Here is a 25,904-nt window from a genome sequence, read left to right on the forward strand (position 1 = left end):
GGGGCGTGCCTCCGGTCCAGTACCAGAGGAAGGGGGCGACGGACGCGATGACAGGAACCGCATCGTCTTCGTCACCACCGGGGGCTCAGCATTCCAGAATCCGGCAAGCGACATCATTGCGTTCGAGGTGGCGGGCGACACGGCTGAGATCGCCTGTAGGGACTCCGAGGGTCAACAGTCTGCGCGCCCGGGAGACTGCCACATACAGGATGCGCACCGCTTCATCCTCCCGGCCGTTGATCCAGTGATCGATTACCCCGGGCCGGTGCCCCCGTCTCGGGGTGAGGAGCATGAGGACCGCGTCGGCCTCGCCGCCCTTCGCCTGGTGGACGCTGCCGACCGTGCCCACCCCGTCCACGCCTGGGGTGGCGGCCCCGGCCACCTCCGCTGCGGTGCCGACGGCGGATACCGCATCCGCGGCCTCCCAGTGGAGGGCCCCTGGGGGGTGGTCTCCCATCGCGGTCGGCCCGTAGGTGCTGAACACCTTCACTGCCTCCGAGACCCATGAGGCCAGGGGCGTATCGAGCTCGGGCAGGTGGGCGAGGACCAGGGCCTCCGCTCGGTCCACCCCCACCTTGGGCAGTCCGGACCGGCTGATCCGCTGTTCCTCGGGGAGGCCGCCCTCCGGGCACCACAGGTCGAGAATGTGTTCACGCAGAATCCGTGACGCCTTCTCCCGGCGCCTGCGCGGCGAGGCCGATGCCCGAAGCACCCCGACCGCCCAGAGGAGACGGTTCAACGGCTCCAGGGGAGCGTACGGGGTACCGATGAGGTCCTTGGGCAGCGTGCCCCACTGCCGGGCGAGGACCAGGCGCTCATCCTCGGAAATGTCACGCCGGTTCGCTTCCCTCCGGAACACCGCACGCGGCCCGTGGTCACCGTCATCCCGTGGCACGAGCAGGATCGGGGTGTCGTCCTCCCGGTGCGGACCCACTGCGGTGTCGGTTCCGCTCCCCTGGCGCAGGGTGGCGGTGAGATCACAGATCACCTGGCTGCTGCGCCAGTTGTGGCGGAGTTCCAAACGGGGAAGGTCATCCACCAGCCTTGGTGCCGGTACGGCGCCCTGCTCGCGGTCACGGAACCCGTAGATGCTCTGGCCGGTGTCACCCACGAGCATGAGCGCAAGTCCCAGCTCGTTCACCCTGCGGAGTACCGCGTCGTCCTGGACCGAGCAGTCCTGCGCCTCGTCGACGATTAGCTCGTGGAAACGGCCGCAGAGCATCCGCTCCATCACGGCAGCCGTACGGGGATCGTCCAGATTGCGCAGCGCCCGCTCCCGCAGTTCGTCGCCGGTCAGGTAGCCGCGCCTGATGAGCTGCGCCTTCTGCTGGGCCGCCCACTGTTCGAGCTGCCGCACCTGCTCACCCGTGTACTCCTCACTCCTCGGGTACTTCATCCGCGCCTGGGGCACTCCCCCGGGAGAAGGCGTGTACCTGAAGTCGTCCAGGCTCACGTGTCCCCCGACACGGGCCTCCGGGTGGTCCTCCCAGCTGTCCAGTCGACTCCAACCGTCCTGGCCCACCGCCGAGGCGCCCAGGTAGGGCCGGACCAGGTAGCGCCAGATGAAACCGTCCAGTGTTCCGATGAAGTGCGGGTATCCGCTGAGTTCGGGCCTGCCCCGGTCTCGGCTCCGGGCCCGCAGTTCACGGCCGGCGGCCCGGGTGAAGGAGACGATGGCACGGCCCCGCCTCACCGGCAGGGGGCGGTCCAGGTGGCGTTCGACGATGACGCGTGTCTTGCCGGCCCCTGGGCAGGCCTGGACCCATACGGCCTCTCCCGGAGCAAGGTCGCGCTCCACGATGCCGCGCTGCGCCGTGTGCGCCTGATCGGCCAGGGCGTTGTCCTCCGTGGTGGGGAGAGAGTACTCAGCGACCACCGGTGACCCCCTCGGTGATCCACTTCAGCGCACGCTCGAAGTACTCGGGAACGACGACGGGAACGTCCTCCTTCGCCGATACCGCCAGCACGTCCTGGGCGAAGTCCCCCTTGCGCACCTTGTACTCACCGAACATCTTGGCGAGCCTCTTGTCCCGCTGTCCGTCCGGCAGATCCGTGAGTTCGCGCCAGTCCTTCTCCCCCGCCCTGGGACGCTGACAGGCCCAGGCCTTCCTGAGGATCTCAGCGTTTCCTCCGGCCGCCCGCATCAGCTCGGGTTCCAGGGTGGTCTCGTTGGCGAAGACCTGTGCGACGTCTGCATCGGCCCCGAGTTCTTCGAGGAGTTCCATCAGGTTCTTTCGGCGGTCGGGGACCCGCCCATCGCTCGTCGCGTGAAAGTCCCCGTCGGTGATGACGGCGACACGCTGTCCGATCCGCTGGCCGCCGACCCCGTCGCGCTTGAGCAGCACCTTGAGGTAGGGCCCGAAGTCGACCCCGTCGATGGGGACCACGGCTGTACCGCGCAGGCGCCGCTGCGCGACCGGGTCGAGAACCAGCTTCCCGAACTCGGGTACCAGGATGCCCTCGGCGATGCCCTCCACCAACAGCACCCTGGGAGAGAAGAGCATGGTGCTGCGCGTGGCGTTCAGGTACTGCCGCACCTTGCCGAGTTCGCGAGCGTCCATGTTCAGGTTCCGCACCGCGACACTCGTGGTGTGGTGCTTCTTCTCCTGAACAGGGGTGCCCGTCGTCTCCCCCGTGGAGGGGGGCAGCGGGGTGGTGCGCCGCTGGAGGACGACGAGGTCCTCGGGCGGCACCGCAGTGGCGATGTGGGGTGCGTGGGTGGTCACCACCACCTGGATGCGCCCCAACCACTCCTGGCCACTGGTGTCGGCCTGCTGGCTTCGCTCCGCCTCCTCCTGGAGGTGGTCCATGAGGATGCTCTGGAGTTGGGGGTGCAGGTGGGCCTCGGGCTCCTCCACCAGGAGCAGGGTCAGGTCGGCCTCGGCCGCGTTGCGCAACTGGGCGAAGAGCGTGGCCATGAACAGCAGGTTCGCGTACCCGTGACCGCTCTCGGAGATCTCCTGGAGACCCATTCCCTCCTCTTCGAGGCGCAATCGCAGCGAGCGCGCCACCGTGGGGAGGGTGGGCCGGGAGTACCCGAAGCCCGTGGTCTGCGTGTGGGCTCCCTGGGTGAGTTCGACCAGGCGCTCGCGGACGGAGTCCGCGGCCTGCGTCAGCGGTGCGAGTTCGGCGATCTGGGAAAATCGTTCGCCCACATCGCCCAAGAACGCATCGACCTCTTTCCGGTCGAGCAGGAACCCGCCGATGAAGCCGTGCAGGTAGCGGCTGGAGGCGGACGCCAGTTCCCGCTGGGCGTCCCGCAGCGGCGGCAGGTACAGGTGGCGGATGCGCTCGCGGGCCGCGGGTTCGGGGTCGCGGTCGGTGGTTACGGCGTCGCCCGCCCGCCAGGTCACTTTGCCGCGCAGTGCTCCCGAAGCGGGCGGGGTGTAGACCAGGTGGTAGACGACGCTCTGTCCGTCATCGGCGAGAGCGGAACCGTACAGGGCCAGATCATGGGGCTCCTGCGAGGTGTACCGCGCGGACAGTTCGATGTCGGTTCGGCACGAGTCACGGTGGCGGCCGTCGGGACAACCGTCCCGGTGGAGGTCGTCCGCCCGGAGGTGGATATCGCGCTTACCGTCCAGGGGCGCGGTCAGGTGGCGGATGGCGTCCATGACGTTGGACTTGCCCGCGTTGTTCTCCCCCACCAGCACCGTCACGCCGGGGCGGAGGGCGATGGTCTCGTCGGCGAGCGACCGGAAGCCCTTCAGTTTCAGTTGACACAGGTACACAGGATAACCTCGTCTCTATGTGAACTTCGTTAACAGGCTACTACTGTACCTATGACGAACACAACAAGGTGGCGGTTTCCCAAACGACAGGACTTTTTCTGTGGATCCACGCCGGACGGCATGCCTTCCTGTACCTCTCGGTCAAGCCGACCGACGGCAGCACCAGGTACTTCGGATGAACAGGTCATGGAGTGGAGACGTGTGTGACACAGGACCTGCGGCAAGAGCGTCGATGTAAGAGCCGGAAGGTCAGCCCTGCGCGGCGCCGGACAGAAAAGGAGTCACCACGCTGGGCGAGGTGTTCATGGACGCCCCTTCCCATGGACTCCCCGGCCCCTTGGCGGTACTCGCGAGCAACGACTCCGCAATCCAGGCATGGGGCGGGATAACGAGAGGCCGCGCCGGGCCCAGTGTCGGGTCCGGCATGGCCGTCGCAGTGTGAACGAGTCGGGGCGGGTCGCTACAACAGAGCGGTGGCCAGATAGTGAGCCAGGGCCCCGGCGCTACTCGCGAGGGTGTAGGCGGCCAGCAGATGCACCAGAGCGATGCGGCCGACGCGGCCAGCGTAGCGCCGCCTGGTAGCACGCGATTCCCCACGGAGAATCCAGCCCCGAGCGTGGCCCACACTCCCCCTGCCTAGACTCTGCACCATGCCGAGAACTCTGTACCTGGTGCTGTCCGGCGCCTCCGCACCCGAGGGAATCCTCGAACTCGTCAAAGCTCTCCAGGGCCAGGACTGGCATGTGGCAGTGCTGTCCACCCCCACCGGCCTGAGCTTCCACGACCAGACGCGGTTGGAGGAGCTGACGGAGGAACCGGTCCGGTCCGTGTTCCGCAGGCCCGGCACGGGCAAGGCCCTACCACCCGCCGACGTGGTGCTGGCGTGCCCGCTCACCTTCAACTCGGTGAACAAGTTCGCCCAGGGCCTCGCCGACAACTTCGCCATCGCCCTGCTGTGCGAGATGGCCGGGTACCGGGTGCCCACCGTGGTGGTGCCCCACTGCAAACCCCAGCTCGCCTCCCATCCGGCGTTCACCCGCTCCCTGGACACCCTGCGCGGGATGGAGGCGGTCACCGTTCTGCACGATCCCGACGCCCCCTACGAACACCGCATGCCCACGTGGCGACAGGTCATCGACACCGTGAACTCCCTCTGACCGGAAGGGCCAACGTGGGCCCCGCCACCCGAGGCCAAACGATCAAACGCGCTCGCCGACGCCGCGGCTACTCCCAGAGCGTGCTCGCCGGACTGGTCGGGCGTTCCGAGTCCTGGCTCTCCCAAGTCGAACGCGACAAGCTCACAGCGGACTCCCATGAGGTGCTGACCCGTCTGGCCCGTGTGCTCCGGTTGGACATGGCCGAACTCACCGGCACCGAATCCGAGGCAACCCCCGACATGGAATACGATGCCGCCCGCGCCATCGAACGGGCCATGATGCGCTATCCCACCATGGAGAGCGCCACCGCCGACACCACTACCGAACTGGGCACGGACCCGGTCAGGCTGAGCACGCGAGCACACCATGCCTACGCCGCCTACCAGGCAGCTCGTTACGACGAGGTAGGCCGCCTCCTCCCCCTTCTGATCCGGGCAGCCGAGGCCGCGGTGCACAGTCCCGGCGCGGACCGGCCGGCGGTGTGCTCGGCTCGCGCCATGGTCTACAACACCACGGCCGCGCTTCTGCGCAAGGTCGGCAAGAAGGACCTGGCCTGGCAGGCCGCCGACCGCGCCATGTCCGCCGCTGAATGGGCCGATCAGCCGCTCCTATCGGCTGTGGGCGCCCACAGGCTGGCGTATGTGCTCGTCTCACGCAAACACCCCGCCGAAGCGCTCGAACTGGCGATGGGGGCAGCGCACACACTCGAACGTCGTATGCGCCCCGGCACCCCTGAGGAACTCAGCGTCTACGGCGGACTGCACCTGGCCGCGGCGACAGCCGCAGCCGCGGAGTTCGACCGCTCGGCGGTACCGGGCCTCCTCCACCAGGCCCACCGTGCGGCTGAGCGTCTCGGCGGGGAACACAACCTGCACGGGACGGCCTTCGGCCATACCAATGTCGCCATTCACGCCATCAGCACCTCCGTCATGCTCGGCGACGTGCGTACCGCTGTGGAGACAGGAGAAGACCTGGACGTCAGTTCCCTTCCTCCAGGACTGATCGGCCGCCGCACCCAGGTGTGCCTGGATCTGGCACGCGCCTACACCCGGCGCCGTCAGGACGCGGCGGCGGTCCACACCCTGCTGGACGCCGAGCGGCTCGCTCCCCAACTGCTCCGTTACCACCCGGGGACCGCCGACGTCCTGACCGAGCTACTACGTAGGGAACACCGGCGTTCCACCCCCGAGCTGCGCTCTCTCGCCCGGCGGGCCGGTGTTGCCTGAGAAGGTTCGCAGTTTCCTGCGGATCTTTTACCTTCCGACGGTTGCGGGGTCGTAAGGCAATCGCACCCTACGGTCATTCCATGTCGACACACGACTGCCCGACTGGGTCGCGGACGGCGTGTCCGCCGCACCTGGACGCCCCTGAAAGCCTTTCCCCGCGGCAGCAGCAGTCCCGTCGACATGGAAGAACGTCTGCACAGAGGGAGCACACACATGCCGGATGAGTCACTGTCCACGGATTCCCAGCGGATGGAGAACACCGATTCCGCCGTCGTGGTCGAGATCGGTGACGCCGTGGAGCTGACCGAGGGGACCAGCAGCAGGAGCGGCAGCGAGGACAAGCGCTACAAGTACCAGTAGGCCGATGCGGGATCGGTGGCCGTGTTCCGCCCCGAAGAACAGGAGAGACATGCAGTGGTTCGGCGGGGTGGTCGCGGCCACCGGTTCTCCCACCGTGCGACCGGCCTCCCCCACGTGGTCCACAGCGCTTCCCTGCGGGGAGTTGTGGACGGTGGGCCGGGGCAGTGGGACCGTTGCCGAGGCCGGTCCGCTGAAGGGGATCGTGCTCGGCACCCACACGGTGTCCGCCGACGGTCTGCGGACGTGGCTGTCGGGGAGCTGGCGCTTCGGCCCTCCCTCTTGGCCGGGAACCTACGCGGTCGTCGTCGGCCATCCCGAAGGGGCGGCCGTGTTCACCGATCCCGCGCACGCACTTCCGATCCACTTCTGCGAGGTGGAGGACTCGGTGGTATGGGCATCCTCCAGCCACGCCCTGTCGGGTGTCACCGGCGGCGGGGTGGACCTTGCCTGGGTGTCGGACCTGCTGGCAGATCCAGCCGGACGGCACGGAACGGAAAGGAGCTCCTTCCTGCGGGTGCGCACCGTTCCCCCGGGGCACCGCATGGACGCGCACAGAGAAGGACGGGCCACAGTCGACCGGTGGTGCTCAGCGCCCAGAAGCGCACCACGGGTAGAGGCCGTGCGGCTGTTCAGGAAGGCACTGGAGGGAGCTGTCATGACACGGCTCGCTCAGGCGGAACACCTTTCCTGCGACCTGAGCGGGGGCCTGGACTCGACCACGCTGTGCCTTCTCGCCTCGAACCAGGCCTCGGGAGCGCGCGCCCTCACCGCCTGGACGGTCCATCCCGCTTCCAGGGACCGTGGCGGCGACCTGGACCACGCACGCCAGGCCGTGCGAGAGCGCCCGAACGTGGACCACATGCTGCTGCCTCTAACCGACAAGGAACTTCCCTACAGCGGCTTGGACCGGGTCCCGCCGACCGACGAACCGGCTCCGGCCACCATCACCAGTGCCCGGCATGTGCTCGCCTACGAGCGGATCCGCGCGGCCGGAAGCACCCTCCACATGACCGGTGACGGAGGCGACGCGTTGTTGATGCAGTCGCCCGAGCTCGTTCTCCGGCTGGCGGCACGCGGCCGTGTACTCCGCGCTCTACGGGACCTGCACGGATGGGCCAAACTCGACCGCGGGAGCCCGGTCCGCCTGCTGTCACGCCTGGCCCGGGGCGAGCCCGGCCCTTCTTCGCGCTGGCTCACTCCGAAGGCGCGGTACATGGCCGTGTCGGGGCCTGGGCGTGGAACCGGAGAGTTCCTACGCGGCGACGCGGAACTGCACGCGCTGCGCGGAATCGGACGGACCGCCCACGCCGACGCCCAGTTCGCCGTGTCCTTCGGTGTCCGTCTGGAGTCCCCGTTCCTGGACCGGGCCGTGGTGGAGGCCGCGTTGGCCTTCCGCGCCGAGGACCGGGGATCTCCCTGGCACTACAAACCGCAGCTGACGGAAGCAATGCCGGATGTCCTTCCCCCAGCAATCGCGCGACGCCGCACCAAGGGCGGCACAGACGCCGACCATCACCTGGGTTTGCGTGCGCATCTGCCGGAAATATCGGTTCTTGTCGACGGCTGGTTGGCGGGCCACGGCCTCATTGACCCGCAGACGATGCGCGAAGAGCTGCGCGCGGCGGCGTCAGGCAGAGACACGCCGTGGGGACTGCTGGAACCGGTGATCGCCGCTGAGGTGTGGGGGCGCGCGGTCGAAGCGAGCACTCCGCCCTCGTGGGCTCGCGTCCCGGCTCGGCAGGAGGCCGGGAGATGACCCTTCCCTCTTCGCTCTCCCCCGCCCCACAGCTGCGGCTGGTCTGTTTCCCGTCGGCATGTGTCGCCCTGGACGTGGAGAGGGGGACGGTGCTGCTGTTGTCCGGGGAAGCCAGCCGGGTCATCTCGTGCATGTGGAGTGCAGGGGGTGCGACTTCAGCTCTCTCCCTGACCCCGGTTCAGGAGCGGGCTCTGGTGGCGCTGATGGACACGGGTGTGCTCATCCAACGAGAGGAACCGTGTTCGTGGGAGAGGGTCAGGCGGGGAACTCCCTCCTCTGCCAACTGGGGGACACGGGACAGCCCCGCCGCGCTCGCGCCGATTCCACGGGCTCCCCTGCGCTGGTACGCCCTGGGAATCGTTGCCCTCCTCGTCGTACTGACCAGGAAGTTGGGAAGACGTAGGAGTACGTTCGCCCGTACCCGGCACCTGGTGCAGCGAACGGAAACAGGCATCGCCGACTATGCCACGGCGGTGCAGGCGACCTGTGCGGTGAGGAAAGCGGGCCGCCTGCTGCCACTACGCGTGGCATGTTGGGAGGAGGCCGCGGCGACCACCGTCGCCCTGCGCTGGGCGGGCTACCGGTCCGCCTTCCGGCACGGGGTGGCTATCGACCCGGTGCGGTTGCACGCCTGGGTCGACGTCTGCGGCCGTCCGGTCGCCGAGTCCGACGACATCACCGACTACACACCCTTCGAGGAGTCCTGTGAGTGACATCGCCGAACCGGTCCTGTGGGCTGAAGCCGAGGGCATCGCCCTGGGAGCGTTGCGCGCCGACCTGGCCCGCGAGTACTGGCGGTGGGAGAGCGATCCGGGTGCCGTGCTGGGCTACGGGCGGCAGGTGCCGGAAAGCGCCGAGTCCCGCGCCGAAGGGCTGGAGCACCAGCTGCGCGGTGCGCCGGACCAGGCCCGTTTCACCGTCTACGACGTGCGCGGGGGTGAGGCGGTGCCGTGTGGGCTAGCCAGTGTGCTCATCGATCACCAGGTGCGCACGGGCGAGTTCATCCTGGTTGTGGCCTCCGAGGCCCGTGGGAAGGGCGTGGGTACTGCGGCGACGCGGCTGACGCTGGACTACGCCTTCCACGTCATCGGGCTGGAGATGGTCTGGCTCAAGGTGCTGGAACCCAACACCGCGGGCCGCAATGCCTATGCCAAGGCGGGTTTCCGGGAGGTGGGCACCATGCGCAGCGCCGGGCAGTGGCGGGGACGCCGCTGCGGCGAGGTGGTCATGGACGCCATCCCTGAAAACTTTCCCTGGCCGTCGGTACTCGTGAACGCGGACGACTGAGACAAGAAGAAGGTGAGGGCCGCGCCGGGTCCGATGTGGGGTCCGGCGCGGCCGTCGTGGTGTGTGCGGGTCGGGGTGGGTCGCTACAGCAGGACCGTACCCAGGTGGTGGGCCAGGGCTCCGAAGCTGCTGGCGAGGGTGTAGGCGGCCAGCAGGCGCGCTGGACCGGGGCGACCGGGACGGCTGGCGCTGAACCAGCGGCGGGGCTTGCGGTGGCTGTGCGGACGCCGGGGGCGGCGCGGCAACGGCGGGCGCTCCCGGCGAGGTGGGAACGGGCCGTCATCGGGGGCCGGGCGCGGACGCGGAACCACGGGTTCGGGCGGGCGTTCCGGCTGTGTGGCGGGCCTGCGCGGGCGCTCCTCCGGGCCTTCGGTGGTTCGGGAGGCGCGTTCGTCCAGGCGGGCGGCGTGGACGTGCATCCACTCCGGTAGAACGCCGTGGGCCTGCCGATAGGCCACCCGGGGGTTGTCCTTCATCTGGGCGAGGAGTCGTTGTTCCCGGGTGAGCGGGGTCGGATAGCTGGGTTTGGAGAAGCGCCGTCCCCGGGGCGCGTCCAACACCGCGCGTACTCCCAAGGAGACCGGTTCAGCGCTCATCGGTCGGCTCCGGCGGGAGCGGTGCTGGTGGGAGTGGTGGGGGTGAGAGTGAACTCGGCCCACACGACCGTGCCGAGCCCTGCGCAGAACGGGAAGTCCACCACCGCCCGGGTCCCCCAGCGCGTGGCTAGGTGGTCGATGAGCAGCAGCCCCCGGCCGCGCTCGGCCTCCTCCCACTCCTTCGCCGTGCGCTGGTACGGGATCTCCGGAAGGGTGGGAGTGGACTCCCGGACGCCGTCGTCGACGATGCCCAGGTGCAGGATGGTGTCGGTGGGCATGGAAAGGTTGCGGATCACCCGACCGCCTGCTTCGCCGGAACGGGAGTGGTCGACGCCGTTCGCGAACATCTCGCTGGCGCACAGCACGATCGTGTCGGCCAGGTCAGGGCACAGGCCCTCCAGGCGGAACAGGTCAGCGCGCAGGTCCTCACGCACCCACGCGGCCTGGGACAGGTCGCCAGGGTAGACGCGAGAAGCCCAGCGTCGCCCGGCGAAGGGTGGGGTGGGGGTGTGGAACGGCGCGCGGGGACGCGGCACAATGGCCATGTCGGCACACTCCTTCAGGCATGAATTGGGTTGTCGATGAGGGCTCTGGAGGCGCCGCAATCGCCCCCAGAGCCCGTTTTCGTGTGGCTGCCCTGAAGCAGCCTGGCGAGGTTCCTCGCCGGTGAGAGGCAGCGTCCCCGAACGCACGGTTCTCCCCCATCTACCGGACACGTTGTGCGTGAACCTGTGTCTGGCCTGCACACACTCCGGCATCTCAGACGACCTGTGCGGTAGTCAGCGCCTCCACCTCTATAGTGATGCACACACCCAGAAAATCCAAGTGTTGGAAATTAACTGGGTATGTATATCCGTTATGTGAAGTTTGAAGTGTGCGAGATACTTGGAGCGACAGTCCACAACATGAGCGAGGAGACAGCCGTGGCCCAGGGTTCCCCCGTACGGCGTCGTCATCTGGTGAGCCAACTCAAGCGACTACGCGCCGAGGCTGGGATGTCGCAGGGAGAGGTCTCCAAGCGCATGGGCTGGGAGTCCGGCAAGATCATCCGCATCGAGACGGGCAAGTTCATCCGTCTGAACTCCGCCGACGTGTCCGAGCTCTGCCGCCTGTACGGATCCACCGATGAGCTGCGCGAAGACCTGGTCGAGATCGCCAAGGCATCGCGGAAGCAGAAGCCCTGGTGGTTCCAGTACAAAGACGTCGGAGTGGGCACCTTCTACGGCTTGGAGCACGAGGCCGCCAAGATCCAGCAGTACACAGTCGGCCTGATCCCTGGCCTGATTCAGCACCCCGACTACATCAAGGCCATGATGGCTCGTGGTTACGTCCCCACCGAGGAGGAACGCGTGCGTCGGGTTGAGGCCCGCATGCAGCGGCACGCCAATGTCCTGGAACGCGAGAAGCCGCCGCGCATCTGGATGATCTTGGACGAATCCTGCCTGCGCTGCGTCATCGGGGGTCCGGAAGTGATGGCTACGCAGCTTGCCCACCTGCGCGAACTCGCTGACCGGCCTTCAATCAACATCCAGGTGCTCCCAGCAACGGCGGGCATGTCACGCACCTACGGCTTCTCGATGCTGACCTTCGACGAGACCGACCGCGCGCTGTTCGTGGACGTCCCTCCGAACGGTCTGTTCTTCGAGGACCCGGAGGACTTGCTGGAACACGAGATAGCGTTTGACCAACTACAGGCGTCCGCGCTCTCCACAGCGAAGACGCGGTCCCTCCTCAAGACGCTGATCACCGAGTACCAAAGGCCGTCATGACTCCGAGCACGACCACTAACGAATCCTTCGTCCCTGCCCGGCCGTGGCACAAGGCGAGCTACACCAATGACCGAGGAGAGTGTGTGGAGGTCTCGGAGGGGCCGATCACCGGGGTCCGGGACACCAAGCACCGCGAGCTAGGCGCGCTCTTCTTCGGTGCCGGCGAGTGGCGCGCCTTCGTCAACACCGCTCGGGGCGACTTCCGCTAGAGTCACGAAGACACACGTTCGGCCCCGCCTGCTGCGAGCCAGCAGGCGGGGCCGAATGCTTTACGAATCAGGCGGGGGCGTGCCGGGGACCGTGGCCGGGCGGCGGGGTGAGAGTGGAGGTGAAATTCTCGCCGTCGATCAGCGGAGTATCGAGCGAAACACCGACCTTCGCCATCCGGTCGTAGATCTCCAGGATGAGATCCTTAGTTCGGTAGGTGCCGTACTTGGCCTCGTCCTTGCGCTTCACGATCGGGAAGGTCTCCATGATGTACTCCACGTCATCACGGTTGATCCCGTAGAGGTGGAAGAAGAGTGCATCCAACTCCGCCCGCATGATGGCACGGCGTTCCTCATCCCATCGGAACGGCGCACCTTCATCACCCAGGTCTCGCGCGACTATCTCCATATCGGAAGATACATATTCCATTTCAGAGCCCCGATTTTGAATGAATTCCCTGAAATACTCCAGAAAAGCAGGAGATGGGATCGGCACCTGCTCGAAGTAGTTGAAGGTCAGATTCACTCCGCCCAATTTTTGGCGCAGTGCGTAGTCGCAAACGAACGAAGAGAGAACGGATCGAAGAAGCGGGACATCCTTTCCGAACAGAAGTGGTGCACTATGCCCCACTGCCACCTTCGGAATCACACTACTGATCAACGTACGCTCATCTGTATTTCGACATACATTCCTAAAACCAAAAAGCCAACCGTTCTCCCACTTCTTCGATCGAAGCCGCTGAGAAACGTCTACCTCCGGAACCCAGTAGCGAGGAAGGACCATAGTTCTTGAGTCCTGCTTTTCCTCAAGGGTGAAGTCTCGAATACTTCCATCCTCGGTGTAGGTAGCCCACCGGTGGTCGTAGTGGTGAAGCATCTTCGCCTCGTACAGAGGCAGCATGCGTTTGTCACCCTTGACGAAGATGCTCCCGTCTAGGCTCCAGCCTTCGCCTTCGAGCTGCTCGCGGGTGTGGAACAGGTGCGAGTCGTTCGACATGTGGAACATAGTCATGAACGACACACCCCACGGGTTCCCGTCAGGGTCGCCTTCCTTGACCAGGACTGGGACACGCTTGTAGATGTCCAAGGTGATCTCGGCGTCACGGCGAGAGCGGAAGACCGGGCAGGTGCCCGTGTTGGGGTTGAGGAGGGTGATCTCCTCCGGAGTCATGGTGAACGCCTTGTCAGCGTCTTCGAGTTCTGACGGATCATGCACGAAGAACGCGAAGGACGCCTTGGGCTCGCGCATGTCGCGACCAGCAAGAGACAGGATGCAGAACTTGAATGAGCGGTGCACACCCGGGAACAAGGGCGCCGCGTTCTCGAAGTCGTAGAGCGCGGCGATGGAACCTCTCTGCACCAGATCCTTGAAGAAGTACTGGGTGGTCGCGTCCGTGGCGATACCGGTCGGAACGATCACACCCATACGGCCACGCGGACCCACCAACGTCCGGTCGGCCTCGGAGAACACCGCGTAGGTATTGATGTCCCCACGGCCGGTCATCGGGTAGCGACCGCTGATGCGCAGGAAGTGACTCTCACCTTCCGCCCTGCGCTTGGCCTCCTCGAACTCCTGGTACAGGCCGGAGCGATCCGGGTTCTTCTTCAGATCGGCGATGAGTGCCTTACGTGCAGCGGCATTCCTCGCGGTAGCGATCTCCACGTCGCGCTGCGCGAAAAATTCCTGTTCCTGGAGCTTGATTCGCTCCCACGGCGGGTTGCCAAGCATGCAGTCGAAGCCGCCTGCCCAACCTGTAGTCTTGTCCACTCCCCCACCGTCCTCAGGAGCGCTGAACACGTCCGGGAACTCCAAGTGCCAGTGGAAGAACCGGTACTGGTTCCGCAGCCGGTCGATCTCCTCGATCGTGGTGAAAGGCGCTCCGTTGCCCTTGGCGTTGGCGATCTTGTGCAGGACCTCCTGGGTCACCGCACGCGGAGCATCCTGTGCCTTCTTCCACACGAACGCCGAGCACCAGGCATCCGCGACACGCCGGTTGCGCACGTACTCGTCGGAGTCAATCCACCCTCGGTAGGCCGCCTCCTGATCACGCACCTGGTCCAGCGAGTCACCCACCACCGCCGTGATCTGGCGCAGGTTTTCAGCCAAAGCGGTGTTGGTGACACCGGCCGCATCGCTCTGGATGTCGAACAGCCCGAGCTGCCCGCCGCGCTCTGCCTTGTTGGTCTTGGCGAGGAAGCGCGCGTACTTCTTGTCGTCGCCCTCGATCGGCTTGAACGCCTCATCGGGGATACCGCCCTTGAGCAGCGACGGGGTCACACCAATCAGCGCATTGCCGTGTTTGACGTGCGCATCGAGGAAGTTCAGCGGCTTGCCGGGCTCCAGGGCCTCCAGCCACAGCGACACCTTGGCCAACTCCACGGCCATCGGGTTGAGGTCCACCCCGTAGATACACCGGGCAACGACCTCGTGCATCGCGCTGCGTACCGCGTCCACGGTCGGTTCGGGGTTTCCTTCGCGCACGGCGGCGACCCGCTTGGCGATGCGGCGAGCGGCAGCAACGAGGAAGTGCCCGGACCCACACGCCGGATCACACACGGTCAGCTTTAGCAGTTCTGTGACAATCGCCTCTCCGGGGTCAAGCTGTCCGGCTTGAGCTGCTTTCTGCTCGCCACGCTTGCGCGCATCGTCGATCACCGGGTCCAACGCCGAATCGAGCAGCGTCTCGATCAACGAGGACGGCGTGTAGTACGACCCTGTGGTCTTACGGTCATTTCCACCGACCTCGACCAGCTGGAACGAGCGGTCAGCGTCGCTATGCTTGGGCACCAGCTCCAACAAGGACTCGTAGATCGACCCCAGCTCTTCGGCGTCCAGGTTGCGGTAGTCCACCGAGCGCCAACGCTTGGATTCGGGGTCGCGCACCTGGGCCAGGTTGCGCACAGCCCCGAACAGTGCCTCGTTGGACAGCTTCAACCCACGCAGCGGAGCGTCGACCTCGGTGTCGGTGAACAGGCCGCCGAGCGCGGGAACACCCAGCTCGGGACGGCCTGTCGGGTGTTTATCGGTACCGCCCAGGGCGTCGAGCACAAGCCGCAGCGCCTCGTACTGATCGCCGTGGGAAGTCCCCCGGCGCCTGCGGGCGTGGCGGCGCAGCCGCGCCGACGAGAAGTACTTCGCGTACCGCTCCCTCGCCTGCTCATCGGCCGTGGGCGGGTGCAGGGCGTCTCGGTCCTCGGCCACGAACAGGAACAGCATCCGGTAGACCAGTCGCAGCAGCGCCCCATGGAACTCCTTCACGTCCAGGTTCGCGCGCAGCTCGGTGTTCTCGGGGTGGCGCAGGAAGCCAGTACCGAGAACGGTGATGGCCTTCTGAACGTTCTTGCTCAGCTGCTTCAGCGCCCGAGTGCCGGACTGGATCGCGTCGGCGCGCCACTTCTCCAGCCAGCACGCCGACGGCGCCTCATCCGGCTTGACCTCGAACCTGGACGCATGCAGCAGCCGGTACAGCAGCACGAACTCGCTGAACAGCTCGCCATCAAAAATGGCCTCAAGGTCGAACTCCACGTACGCCGCCGTGGCCAGCGCACTGGAGTCGCGCAGCAACCGCACCTGGCGCCCGTTGGTCACCACCGCCCACAGGTGCGCCGAGGTGCTGTTGAGCATCTCCTGCACGTGGGACTGCGGCGGCACGGTTCCCGCCCCGCCCGGCCGCCTGTCCAGGTCGGCGTGCCAGGCCACCACGTGAACGGGCACGTGCTGCCACAGGTGGGAGACCTTGAAAACCTTGTTTTCGTCGTCGCTGGCGATGCCCTCCCCCGGCCCTGCCGGAAGACGGCCGAAGCCGAGAAGGTTGAACAGCGGCTCCACCCACTGCGACAGGGCGGCGTTCACCGAGTCGACGGCGGGCCGACCCTCGGTGTCCGTGGGCAGCTGCTTGCGCAGCTCACGCCAACCGCCCTTGAGGTAGTCCCAGTGGCGTTCGGCCTCGTCACTCACCGAGCGGGCACCGATCACCCCGTAGTCGGCGGGCTTGGAACCGGCGACGTCCCTGCCCTCAGCGATCCGCGCCAGCATGTCGGTGGGCAGCAGCCCGCCCACGGTGTGCACGGCGGTCAGCACCTGGTTTCGAGCGATGGCGGACATCAGGCGGAACCTCCGGCGGGGGCAGCGGCGACGGCAGCGGAGCCGTCGGGCAGGTAGACGTAGACGCCGAGGATGTCGGCGGGCTTCTGGGCTTCGACCTTCAGGCCGCGGCGGATCTCGTCGGAGGCGATCCGCACCCGGCGGTGGGAGTCGGCCAGCTCGGCGGCGAGCTCGTCACCGTATGAGGCCAGGTGGTCGGTGGTGGCGGGCAGGGCGTCCAGCACACGCCGCATGGTGTTCTCGCCCATGGTGGGAGCGGTGTTCTCGGTGGCCTGGGCGTCGAGCAGGGCGACCGCCTCGCTCTGTCCGAGCCACTCGGCCTTGTCCGGGGCTCCAGTGAAGGCGAGCAGGCGGGCGTCCTCGGCGACGAGCTGCCGGGTTCCGTGCCGCGAGGGCAGGGTCAGGTGGAACCGGTAGCGCACCAGCAGCAGCGTGGTTCGCTTGTCCACGGCATCGGTACGCACCACCCCGCAGCGGCGGGCCGGGCGGGGCCCTCCCGTGCCACTGTCCAGGGCAGCGTCGAGCACGTGGGAGGCCAGCGCCCCCACCACCGGGTCGGTGCGCACCAGCGCGGCCTCGCCCCGGGGGACGGCGGCGGTGTCGCGGAAGGGCAGCGGCCTGCCCTTCTCGATCACGTCGGCACCGACCAGGGGAGCGAAGGCGTCGCGCAGCCCGACCGGGGTGGAGGACACGTCTGCGGTGAAACCACCGGCCGCTCCCCCAGCGCCACCGGCGCCCCCGGCGCCTCCCCTGCCGCCTGCTGCGGTGCCACCCGCTCCCCCGCCGGGCAGGGGGCGCAGCAGCGCGTCGAGTTCGCGCAAGGAGTTCTCGGCGAACGCGCGGACCTCGCCGGTACCGCCCAGGGTCTCGCGGATCGCGGCGACCTCGCGGGCCACCTCCTCGGGGTGGATGGCGCGCTGGGCGAACCGGGCGCGGGAGGTCTTCTCCCGGTCGATCGCCGACTTCCACAGCAGTTCGGTCTCGCCGGTGTCGACCTTGATGTCCTCGGCCTCGAACAGGGCTTCCTGCTGGCCCTGACCGCGCATGAGCAGCCATTCGACGATGGCGTCGGTGACGCCGGTGGAGGTCTCATCGGGCACGGAGACGGAGATGCCCAGGTCCTTGCGGATCTGCTGGTACTTGCGGATCAGCACCTCCAGGACCTTGCCGTCGATGCCGTTGTCGCTGCCGTACAGGGTGATCACGCGGACCTTGTCGCGCTGCTGCCCGTAACGGTCCACGCGGCCCTCGCGCTGGTCGTGGCGGGTGGGGTTCCAGGCCAGGTCGTAGTGGACCACCGCGTCGAAGTAGTGCTGGAGGTTGACGCCCTCGGACAGGCAGTCGGTGGCGACCAGGACCCGTCGGGTGCCCGCCTGCCCCTCGGCTCCGGCCTCCGCGGCCTCCGCCGCAGCCTGGGCGGCCTCCTCGGCCAGCTCCTCGATACGCTCGATGCGCTGCTGTGGTGACAGCTTGCCGGTGACGGCCTTGACGGTGGTCTTCCAGCCGTTCCTGCCGCCCTTGTTGATGGGGCTCTTGCCCTTGGGGGCCTTCACGCCGCTGAGGTAGTCGGCGACGTACTCGGCGGTGTCGATGTAGCGGCAGAAGACGATGGGGTTGTACCCCTCGGCGAGCAGGCCGTTGAGGTAGGCGATCAGCGCCTTGAGCTTGAGGTCGCCCTCGGGGCCCTCCAGCTGTTCGGCGCGCTCGGCCAGCTCCAGCAGGCGGTCCTTCGGAGCACCGGGGCCGCGGCCCCCGTCCGCGGTCCGGCCTTCGGTTCCGCCCCCGGTCTCGGCGCCGGGGGCGGTGTCCATCCCCTCCAGGGCATCGACGTCGGCGGCGTCGCGGATGAGCGGGGCGCCGAGTGCGTCGGCCTCGTCGGGGGTCTGGGCGGCGGCCGCGGCCGAGCGGGTGGTGAGGGTCTTGGCGGCGGCCCGGGGCGAGGAGACCAGGGAGCGCAGCAGGGCGATCGCCGACCACCAGGCGATGCGGGCGTCGCGGCGGTTCTGCCCCTTGGCCTGCTGGACGCGCTCGCTGGCGTAGGCGATGGCATCCTCCAGCAGCGCCCGGTAGGCCGGGGAGAGCTTGTAGGACTGCTCGGTGAACTCGCGGTCGGAGGGGAAGGCGGTGGTCTCGGCCAGGGAGTCGTCGACCAGGCCGTCGCTCTCCCGGGTCAGGTACTGGCGCACGTCGGCGCGCTTGCGCTGCACGAAGTGCCGGGCCAGGAGCCTGCGCCCGGCGTCGGAGTCCAGGTCGGTGGTGGCCAGCTCTGGTTTGACCAGTCCGAGCAGGTTCCGGAAGGCCGACTCCTTGCCGCTGTGCGGGGTGGCGGTCACCAGCAGCAGGTGCCGGTTCTCGTCCTTGGCGACCTTCTGGAGGAGCTCGTAGCGCAGCTGGTTCTGCTTGGAGGTGACGTCGTCGGCGGACACGCAGGTGTGCGCCTCGTCCACGATCACCAGGTCGGGGCAGTAACGGACGAAGTCGTCGCGGTGCCGGGTGGACTTGATGAAGTCGGTGGAGATGATGACGTGCCTGTGCTTGTGGAACAGGGACTGTCCGAGGTCCAGGCCGCGCTCCAGGCGGGAGACGGTGGAGGCGAGTACGAGCTCGGCGTCGATGCCGAACTTGCTCCGCAGTTCCTCCTGCCACTGCTCGGCCAGGGCCGGGGAGCACAGCACGGCCAGGCCGCTGGCCTCGCCTTGGGCGAGGAGTTCGGAGGCGATCAGCCCGGCCTCGACGGTCTTGCCGATGCCGACGTCGTCGGAGATGAGCATGCGCACGGTCTGCTGGCGCAGCGCCATGAGCAGGGGGACGAGCTGGTAGGCGCGCGGCTGGACGGCGATCCCGGCCAGGGAGCGGAAGGGGCCCGCACCGGAGCGGAAGCCGATGCGCAGGGCCGAGCGCAGCAGTCCGGCCGCCTGGGCGTTGCCCAGGTCGTCGGGGGTGGGCGGGGCGAAGCTGGCCGCCGCCACCTTCTCGAAGGCGGGGAAGAGCGCGGCCACGTCGTCGTCACCGCCGCCCAGGGGTCGCAGTACCAGCATGTCGTCGGCGCTCTCGGGGAGCACCACCCATTCCCTGCCCCTGGCCGAGACCAGGGAGCCGGGGGCGTACGCGGTGGTCATGTGGAGGGGGTCCTCAATCCTGTGGGGCGTGTGGAAGGCGGTGGGTTCGCGGTGATCTCGTACTTGTAGCGGGGTTCGGCGGTCGAGACTCGCTACAACTACAAGACCGTCGAAGTCCGGTGGCCGCCTGCCCGGGGCCGCGGGGTCGGGGCTGCTCCGGGCAGGCGGTCCCATCGGGATCCGGCACGCGGGCGGGTGCGGCCAGCGTGCGGCGACGGGGGCCCGGGAGGTCGTTCAGCGGCGTGATCCGGGGCCGAAGTAGGCCTCGTAGCGGGTGATGACCGCGGACCAGTCGGCGTCGTGGGGAACGCGCACCACGTCCCACCCGGCGTCGTAGAGGCGCTCCTCGGCCTCGGCGTCGCGTTCGGCGATCCGCGCGTCCTCGTGCACGGGCCCGTCCACGAACACCGCGACCCGGGCCCCGGCGATCCGGTAGACGAAGTCGGGCTTGGCCGAGGCCTCGGGAACCAGGACCTGGGCCTCGTCGGGCAGGCGGTGGCCGCGCTCCTTGAGCCAGGTGAGGAAGTCCTGCTCCAGGCTGGTGTCGGACTGGAAGCTGAGCGTCCTCATCTGTTCGGTGCGCGAGACGCCCTGGCCGGTGGGCAGCGTCTCGGAGTCGGCCAGGCGCAGCAGCAGGTGGCGCACCAGGCGGCGGTCGATGAGCTGGTGGTGGGTCTGGTTGCCGTAGGTGAGCAGGCAGTCGTAGCAGCCGCGGGCGCAGGCCGTGGCGGTGTCGGTGCCGTCGTCGGGGTCGATGTGGCAGATCTCCAGGGCCCTGCGCGCCGCCTTGGCCAGGTTGGCCGGAACCGACTGGAGCTGGCGCAGCACGCCCGCACCGCCCTCGGCGGCCTCGGTGAACAGCATCCGGTCGCGGGGGCCGTCGTCGGGGGGCAGCAGCTCGCTGGTGAGTTCGGCGTCCTCCAGTTCGAAGGCGGCCTCCACGCCCCGCTCCAGGGCGTACATCAGCGTCAGTGCCTGCTCCTCGGGCAGGGCCTCGTGCAGGTGCAGCACCACGATGTTGCGGCGGTCCTCGACGTAGGGGATGACGCGCTTCTTGTGGCCGCGCTCCTCGCCGCCGTCCTCGATCAGGGGCAGTTCGTCCGCGTCACCCATCGCCTTCTTGGCGTCCTGCTCGTTGAGCCACTTGCCGGTGGCGGGGTCGAGCCAGAAGCCGTCGAGATCGCCGTCCTTGGCGCGAAGGCGGCCCAGGTTGGTGATGCGCACGGTCGCCGAGTCGCCGTAGTGCAGGGTGGCCAGCTTCCCGGCGGGGTCGGTGACCTGGGCGTCCTGACGGCCCAGGCGCTCACCGTGGTCCTGGAAGCGGTAGGAGGTCACCAGGCGGAAGCCCGCTCGGCGGCGCTCCTCCTCATCGGAGGAGATCTTCTCCCGCTTGGTGGTGTACACGGTGTGCAGCTGGAGGAGCCCCGGGGTGGGGGCGCCCAGCGGGTGCTTGCACATCTGGCAGAGGTCGTCGCGCTTCTCCGGGTCGTGGTGGTAGCCGCACTGCCCGCAGCGGTTGGCCTTGGTGGTGGCCAGGTCGCCGCTGGACTCCGGCGGCAGTTGGACGCGGGTCACCTGGTAACGGGAGCCCTCGTGGTAGATGAGGGCGCCGGGGCCGAACTCGCGGATGGCCACGAACCGGGGCCGCTGGAGGAAGTCGCCCTCGTCGAAGCGGCTGCGGCGGGTGGGGATGTAGGCGGCCAGGGGCAGGCGCGGGAAGGAGTAGCCGGGCAGGAACCCCTCACTGGCCAGGTACCGGTAGGGGTTGAAGTCGCTCAGCAGCGACTTGCTGTCCTGGCTCTCGTTCTTGAGCAGGGCCAGCTGGGTCTCGGCCTCGGTGCGGCGCCGCCCCGCGTTGCGCCGGTCGCGTTCGCTCAGGCCGTTGTGGTCCAGCACACGGCGGTTCTGCTCGGCCTGGTCCACCAGGGCGGCGCGGAACAGACCGCGCCAGCGGTCGAAAGCCCGGTCGAAGCGCTCGGGCGCGTTGCGCACGATGCGCTCCAGCCAGGAGTCGTCCCACCAGACCATCTTCTCCAGGTCCTCGAAGACGTCGTCGAAGACCTTCCCGGCGGCGGCGACGGCACGCCTCTGGGCGGCCGGGTCCTCGATGGCGGTCCGCGCGGTGTCGTGCAGGGGCAGCGCGGGGTCGGGGACGCGCTGCTCGCCGTCATAGGCGACGTCGACGACTTCCGGGACGGCCCGGCCCAGCTTCAGGCCGGTCTCGGCGAGCCAGATCGCCTGGAGGTGGGCCACCGCCAGGTCCTCGTTGGCCAGGTCCAGGCGCGGCGGCTGCACCACTCCGGCCACCATCCGGTCCGACCTGCGGAAGTAGTACTGGTCGTGGCTGTTGCCGGTGGCGCAGTAGGTGGTCACCAGGGCGGGCTGGCCGCCTCGCCCGGCGCGTCCGCTGCGCTGGGCGTAGTTGGCGGGGGTGGGCGGGACGTTGCGCATCATCACCGCGTTGAGTTCCTTGATGTCCACCCCCAGCTCCATGGTGGGCGAGCAGTACAGCAGCTTCAGCTCGGCGTCGCTGAACGCCCCCTCGCGCTCCTCACGGACCTGGGGCGGCACCTGGGCGGTGTGTTCACGGGCCACCAGGCCGGTCAGGGAGGCGGCGGCGCCCAGGTACAGGTCACGGAAGAAGATGTTGACGCGGGGGCCATCACCGCTGGCGTAGGTGCGGGTGAGCGGGTCCTGGGCGCCGAATTTGCCATCCCCGGCCTTCCAGACCAGGCAGGCGGCGTCGACCTGGTAGCCGGTGACGGCCTCGTCGTCGGTGCGGTGGAAGCGGTTGTGGCGGCCCCGCGGGGCCTCCTTGGTGCGGTGGAGCAGTCCCGCCTCGGCCAGTACTTCGAGGAGGTCGGCGATGACCTTCTGGAGTTCGTCGGCGTTCAGGCGCGTGAAGTGGGCGCGCTTGAGGTACTTGGCGTACTTGCCGCGCCCGGACAGGAAAAGCCCGGTGCGGTCCATGCCCCGACCAGAGGAGCGCGGATAGGCAATCCCCACCCGGGGGCGGTCGCCCTTGGACAGCACCCAGGGGTCGACCAGGCGGGTCTCGCTGGCCCCCTGGAGGGATTCGAAGGCCTCGTCCCGGAAGTAGGGCGTGTCGATGGCCAGGCCCCGGCGCATCTCGTCCATGAGGGCCCGCAGGACGACCCTGCGCACGTGGGGTTCGGCGTCGCGCAGTTCGGGTGCCGTCTTGGCCCAGCGGTCCTCCTGTTCGGCCACCCAGTCCAGGTCGGCGTAGTCCACCCGCAACAGACCGGTCTGCTCCAGGTTGGGCATGGTGACCCGCCAGCCGCGCTCCAGGTCCAGGTAGAGCCGGAAGGCGATGACGTCGCGCAGGGTGCTGGCCGCCTGGCTGGCCAGCCGGGGAGGCAGGCTGGCGTTGCCGGTGTAGTCGGCGGGGTCCAGGGCCAGGGTGTCGGCGACCCGCAAGGCCAGGTTCTCGGAGGTCAATCCTTCTTCCCCCGCCGCCTCCAGAGCCCGGTACAGGCCGCCGCGCAGCTCGGTGACCTGCACGAAGTCGTTGAAGTGCCCGGCCTGGAGGGAGGCGTCCTGGCGGTTGTCCACGAAGGTCAGGAGCTTGCGGGCCTCCTTGGGCAGGGCCTCGGCGGGCACCGCCTTGAGGGCGCGCACGATGGTGCCCGAGACCAGGGAGGTGGCCGAGGAACGGCCCTCCTGGGCGAGACTGGCGAGCTTGGCGAAGTCCTTGCCGCGCTTGTTCTCGTAACTGATCCCGCAGTGCAGGCAGAACAGGAACGGGGCGGGGATGAAGGCCGCCTGGAGCTCGCCCTGACCCTCGTTGCCCCGGACGTCGACGGTGACCGCCCTGGGGATGTTGCCCCGGTAGTTCTTGTGGACGTTCTCCTGGTGGTGCTCGTCCAGCTCCAGCCAGGACTCGGGCAGCAGGCGCCGGTTCAGGGCCTCTTCGATACTGGAGGGCCAGGGGGCCTCGGAGGAGACGTACAGGTAGCCCTCGGCGGCCGCGTCGGAAGGTGCGTTGGCGTCGCGCCGGTGCTGGTAGACCGTGCCCTTGGCCGTCTCGGTGCGCCAGACGGTCATGTACTCCTGGCCGCACTCCCGGCAGAAGGCCAGGGGCAGCAGGATATGGCCGTCGGAGCCGGGCTTCTCCAGCTGGTACTCACGGGTGAGGTGGCGTTCCTCGGGGTCTTCGAGGGTGACGTGGATCGTGTCGCCCTTGGACAGGAACTGGTGCAGGCGGAAGGCGAACAGGGGGCGCCGGTTGCCCGGGTGGAAGGCCTCCGCACCCGCCTCCAGGGTGCGGCGGATGGCCTGGACGCACCGTTCCTCGGGCACACCGGTGTCGCGGGCCAGGTCGGCGGCCACAGCCTCCACCTTGGTGGGCTTCTGGCGGACCAGGCGCCCGGTGGGGTCGGTGGTCAGACCGAAGGTGGACTCGATCCACCGGGCCAGGGGGTCGTGGTACAGGTCGTTGTAGGAGCGCGGGGCGTCGTCCTCGGTCAGGCGCTCGGCCGGGATCTGGACGGGGCCGTCCTCGGTGGCGCGGACCAGGGTCTCGGTGATGACGTTGTCGGGCCGCATCGGGGTGCCGAAGACCTTGGTGGCCACGTCGGCGACCACCGCCCTCTGGTCTTCGACTGTGCCCTCGGAGGACATGGTGGCGGAGGTGCCCACGCACTGCACGCCCGGTGCCTCGCAGGCCTGGCGGACCCGGCGGATGAGCAGGGCCACGTCGGCGCCCTGGCGGCCGCGGTAGGTGTGCAGCTCGTCGAAGACGAGGAAGTCCAGCCCGCGCGCCATCTTGATGAGGGAGGAGCGGTCGCCGGGGCGGGTGAGCATCAGCTCCAGCATCACGTAGTTGGTGAGCAGGATGTCCGGCGGGTTGTCGCGCAGGGCCTTGCGCTTCTCCTCGCTCTCCTGGCCGGTGTAGCGGGCGAAGGTGACCGGCTCGCGGCCCGCACCGTAACCGTTGACGAGAAACTTCTCCAGCTCCTTGAGCTGGCTGTTGGCCAGGGCGTTCATCGGGTAGACGATGATGGCGCGGACCCGGTTGGTGCGGCGGCCCTCGGCCCTCTCCCGGTCGCGCTCGCGCAGGACCCGGTCGACGATGGGCACGATGTAGCCCAGGGACTTGCCGGAGCCCGTGCCGGTGGTCAGGACGTAGGACTCGCCCGTCCTGGCGGCCTCGATCGCCTCGCGCTGGTGCCGGTGCAGGGTGAGGGGGCGGCCGTCGCTGACCGTGCTGCCCTCGGTCTTGCCGGACTGGAAGACGCGCGCGGTCTCCTCGTGGAGCAGGCCCTCGCGGACGAGTTCGGGGACGGTGCCGCCGGAGGCGAAGAACGGGTTGAGGGACAGCCAGGGGTCGGGCCACTGGGACTTGGCGTCCAGGTCGTCCTTGAGGAAGTCGGCGATGCGGTCGTCACGGATGACCGTGCCGCCCTCGGTGAAGGCCCGGTACTCCTCGATGAGCTGGCCGTGCAGGGAGAACACGTCCATGACGCCCAGGGGCGCGTCGTGGACGCTGCGGCCGGTGGTGGTGTCGTCCAGCACCGCGGCCGGGGTGAGGACGGGCAGGTGGTCGCGCGGGTCGAAGTCGCCCCAGCCGCTGACCCGGCCGTCGTCGGTGGCCAGCGGCAGGAGGGTCTGGCGGACCTCGGCGGCGTTGACGGGGCGCTCGGCGGGCTTCTTCCTGAGCAGCTGCTCGATGAGATGGGTGAGCGGCGCGGGAAGGTCCGCGCGCAGCAGCCCCAGCGGCGGCACCTCGTCGTTGTTGTGCTTGTAGCCCAACTCGAAGTTGGTGGCGCCGTTGAAGGGCGGGGCGCCGGTGAGGAGTTCGTAGAGGACGCAGCCCAGGGCGTACAGGTCGGCGGCGGCGGTGACCTTGGCCCCCTCGAACTGCTCGGGTGCCATGTAACGCGCGGTGCCGACGGTGGTGTCGGCGCTGGTGAGCTGGCTGAGGTCGGGATCGTCGACGATCAGTCCCATGCCGAAGTCCAGGACCTTGACCCGGCCGCCGCGCGTGATCATCACGTTGGCGGGCTTGAGGTCGCGGTGGATGACGCCCTCGGCGTGGGCGGCGTAGAGGGCGTCGGCGGCCTGGGCGCCGATCGCGGCCACCCAGGAGACGGGCAGCTGGGGCTCCTCGTCGCTGAGGTCTCGCAGGGTGCGTCCGTCCAGGAGCTCCATGGCCAGGTAGGGCAGGTGGTCACCGTCGGTGGTGTCCACTCCGCCGTCGACGATGTGGGGGACGCCGGGGTGGTCGAGGCGGCGCATGATGTCGACCTCGCGGGCGAAGCGACGGACCGACTTGTGCTTGGGGTCGACCGGGGCGCCGGAGCGGCGGCGCAGGATCAGCTTGACCGCGACCTCGCGGTCGGGGGCGTCGGGGGCTGCCTCGGTGTCCTCGGCCCGGTGGACCTCGCCCATGTTGCCGCGGTCGATGATCCCCCTGAGCTGGAAACGCTCCGCCACGCACTGCCGTTCCATCGCTCTTCTCCCGCGCTCTATGGTCCGCTGCCGCACTTCTCGCGCGTATGCCCATGTTCACAGAACAGGCCACGCCACCCGAAGGTACACAGAGGTTCGTTACTCGAACATGATCATGATG

General features: G+C 68.4%; 15 protein-coding genes. 8 read left to right on the forward strand and 7 right to left on the reverse strand.

Annotation, left to right across the window (positions count from 1 at the left end):
- Positions 1–85 precede the first annotated feature (85 nt).
- Positions 86–1,876: a UvrD-helicase domain-containing protein gene (locus UIS43_RS07240; RefSeq protein ID WP_370012857.1), complete on the reverse strand. Its 1,791-nt coding sequence runs from the start codon at positions 1,874–1,876 to the stop codon at positions 86–88.
- Complete coding sequence (locus tag UIS43_RS07245) at positions 1,866–3,731, reverse strand: ATP-dependent endonuclease (protein ID WP_370012859.1); 1,866 nt, start codon at positions 3,729–3,731, stop codon at positions 1,866–1,868. The genes UIS43_RS07240 and UIS43_RS07245 overlap by 11 nt, the downstream gene beginning before the upstream one ends.
- Before the next feature lie 650 nt (positions 3,732–4,381).
- Here UIS43_RS07245 and UIS43_RS07250 point away from each other — a divergent pair.
- The 6 genes from UIS43_RS07250 to UIS43_RS07275 all read left to right on the forward strand — a co-directional run bounded on the left by UIS43_RS07250 (position 4,382) and on the right by UIS43_RS07275 (position 9,517).
- A complete protein-coding gene (locus UIS43_RS07250; RefSeq protein WP_370012860.1) occupies positions 4,382–4,888 on the forward strand; it encodes a flavoprotein in 507 nt (168 codons plus the stop codon).
- 14 nt (positions 4,889–4,902) lie between these two features.
- Positions 4,903–6,114, forward strand: coding sequence for a helix-turn-helix domain-containing protein (locus tag UIS43_RS07255; RefSeq protein ID WP_370012862.1), 1,212 nt, complete (start codon positions 4,903–4,905; stop codon positions 6,112–6,114).
- Between the two features lie 213 nt (positions 6,115–6,327).
- Complete coding sequence (locus UIS43_RS07260) at positions 6,328–6,474, forward strand: albusnodin family lasso peptide (RefSeq protein ID WP_370012864.1); 147 nt, start codon at positions 6,328–6,330, stop codon at positions 6,472–6,474.
- 49 nt (positions 6,475–6,523) lie between these two features.
- Entirely contained in the window at positions 6,524–8,230 is a 1,707-nt protein-coding gene (locus UIS43_RS07265) for an albusnodin/ikarugamycin family macrolactam cyclase (RefSeq protein ID WP_370012865.1), read from the forward strand.
- Positions 8,231–8,433: 203 nt separating this feature from the next.
- A complete protein-coding gene (locus tag UIS43_RS07270) occupies positions 8,434–8,943 on the forward strand; it encodes a lasso peptide biosynthesis B2 protein (RefSeq protein ID WP_370013234.1) in 510 nt (169 codons plus the stop codon).
- Positions 8,936–9,517 (forward strand): GNAT family N-acetyltransferase, encoded by a 582-nt coding sequence (locus tag UIS43_RS07275; protein WP_370012867.1) that lies wholly within the window; start codon positions 8,936–8,938, stop codon positions 9,515–9,517. Before UIS43_RS07270 ends, UIS43_RS07275 begins: the two co-directional genes overlap by 8 nt.
- A gap of 83 nt (positions 9,518–9,600) precedes the next feature.
- Here the strand turns inward: UIS43_RS07275 and UIS43_RS07280 are convergent, their stop codons facing one another.
- Entirely contained in the window at positions 9,601–10,113 is a 513-nt protein-coding gene (locus UIS43_RS07280; protein ID WP_370012868.1) for a hypothetical protein, read from the reverse strand.
- Positions 10,110–10,658: an ATP-binding protein gene (locus tag UIS43_RS07285; RefSeq protein ID WP_370012870.1), complete on the reverse strand. Its 549-nt coding sequence runs from the start codon at positions 10,656–10,658 to the stop codon at positions 10,110–10,112. The genes UIS43_RS07280 and UIS43_RS07285 overlap by 4 nt, the downstream gene beginning before the upstream one ends.
- 360 nt (positions 10,659–11,018) lie before the next feature.
- Here UIS43_RS07285 and UIS43_RS07290 point away from each other — a divergent pair, with 360 nt between their 5' ends.
- A complete protein-coding gene (locus UIS43_RS07290; protein ID WP_370012871.1) occupies positions 11,019–11,882 on the forward strand; it encodes a helix-turn-helix domain-containing protein in 864 nt (287 codons plus the stop codon).
- The gene (locus tag UIS43_RS07295; protein WP_370012872.1) at positions 11,879–12,091 is read left to right on the forward strand and encodes a DUF397 domain-containing protein; all 213 of its coding nucleotides are present in this window, start codon (positions 11,879–11,881) and stop codon (positions 12,089–12,091) included. The genes UIS43_RS07290 and UIS43_RS07295 overlap by 4 nt, the downstream gene beginning before the upstream one ends.
- 67 nt (positions 12,092–12,158) lie before the next feature.
- On the opposite strand, the gene UIS43_RS07300 is transcribed toward UIS43_RS07295, so the two are convergent.
- From UIS43_RS07300 to UIS43_RS07310, 3 genes are all read right to left on the reverse strand, one after another.
- On the reverse strand, positions 12,159–16,193 hold the full coding sequence (locus tag UIS43_RS07300; RefSeq protein ID WP_370012873.1) for a DNA methyltransferase: 4,035 nt from the start codon (positions 16,191–16,193) through the stop codon (positions 12,159–12,161).
- Positions 16,193–19,312, reverse strand: coding sequence for a helicase-related protein (locus UIS43_RS07305; protein WP_370012875.1), 3,120 nt, complete (start codon positions 19,310–19,312; stop codon positions 16,193–16,195). The genes UIS43_RS07300 and UIS43_RS07305 overlap by 1 nt, the downstream gene beginning before the upstream one ends.
- A gap of 234 nt (positions 19,313–19,546) precedes the next feature.
- Entirely contained in the window at positions 19,547–25,768 is a 6,222-nt protein-coding gene (locus UIS43_RS07310; RefSeq protein ID WP_370012876.1) for a protein kinase, read from the reverse strand.
- Positions 25,769–25,904 lie beyond the last annotated feature (136 nt).

Origin of the sequence: Nocardiopsis sp. LDBS0036, assembly GCF_041228755.1 — a bacterium.
In the GTDB taxonomy this organism is placed as follows: domain Bacteria; phylum Actinomycetota; class Actinomycetes; order Streptosporangiales; family Streptosporangiaceae; genus Nocardiopsis; species Nocardiopsis dassonvillei.

What these genes read in the sequence shown, in the direction of transcription:
- UIS43_RS07265 (WP_370012865.1), top strand. Translation starts at nt 6,524, where the DNA reads ATGCAGTGGTTCGGCGGGGTGGTCGCGGCCACCGGTTCTCCCACCGTG.
- UIS43_RS07295 (WP_370012872.1), top strand. Translation starts at nt 11,879, where the DNA reads ATGACTCCGAGCACGACCACTAACGAATCCTTCGTCCCTGCCCGGCCG.
- UIS43_RS07285 (WP_370012870.1), bottom strand. Translation starts at nt 10,658, where the DNA reads ATGGCCATTGTGCCGCGTCCCCGCGCGCCGTTCCACACCCCCACCCCA.
- UIS43_RS07300 (WP_370012873.1), bottom strand. Translation starts at nt 16,193, where the DNA reads ATGTCCGCCATCGCTCGAAACCAGGTGCTGACCGCCGTGCACACCGTG.
- UIS43_RS07260 (WP_370012864.1), top strand. Translation starts at nt 6,328, where the DNA reads ATGCCGGATGAGTCACTGTCCACGGATTCCCAGCGGATGGAGAACACC.
- UIS43_RS07290 (WP_370012871.1), top strand. Translation starts at nt 11,019, where the DNA reads ATGAGCGAGGAGACAGCCGTGGCCCAGGGTTCCCCCGTACGGCGTCGT.
- UIS43_RS07250 (WP_370012860.1), top strand. Translation starts at nt 4,382, where the DNA reads ATGCCGAGAACTCTGTACCTGGTGCTGTCCGGCGCCTCCGCACCCGAG.
- UIS43_RS07270 (WP_370013234.1), top strand. Translation starts at nt 8,434, where the DNA reads ATGGACACGGGTGTGCTCATCCAACGAGAGGAACCGTGTTCGTGGGAG.
- UIS43_RS07280 (WP_370012868.1), bottom strand. Translation starts at nt 10,113, where the DNA reads ATGAGCGCTGAACCGGTCTCCTTGGGAGTACGCGCGGTGTTGGACGCG.
- UIS43_RS07305 (WP_370012875.1), bottom strand. Translation starts at nt 19,312, where the DNA reads ATGACCACCGCGTACGCCCCCGGCTCCCTGGTCTCGGCCAGGGGCAGG.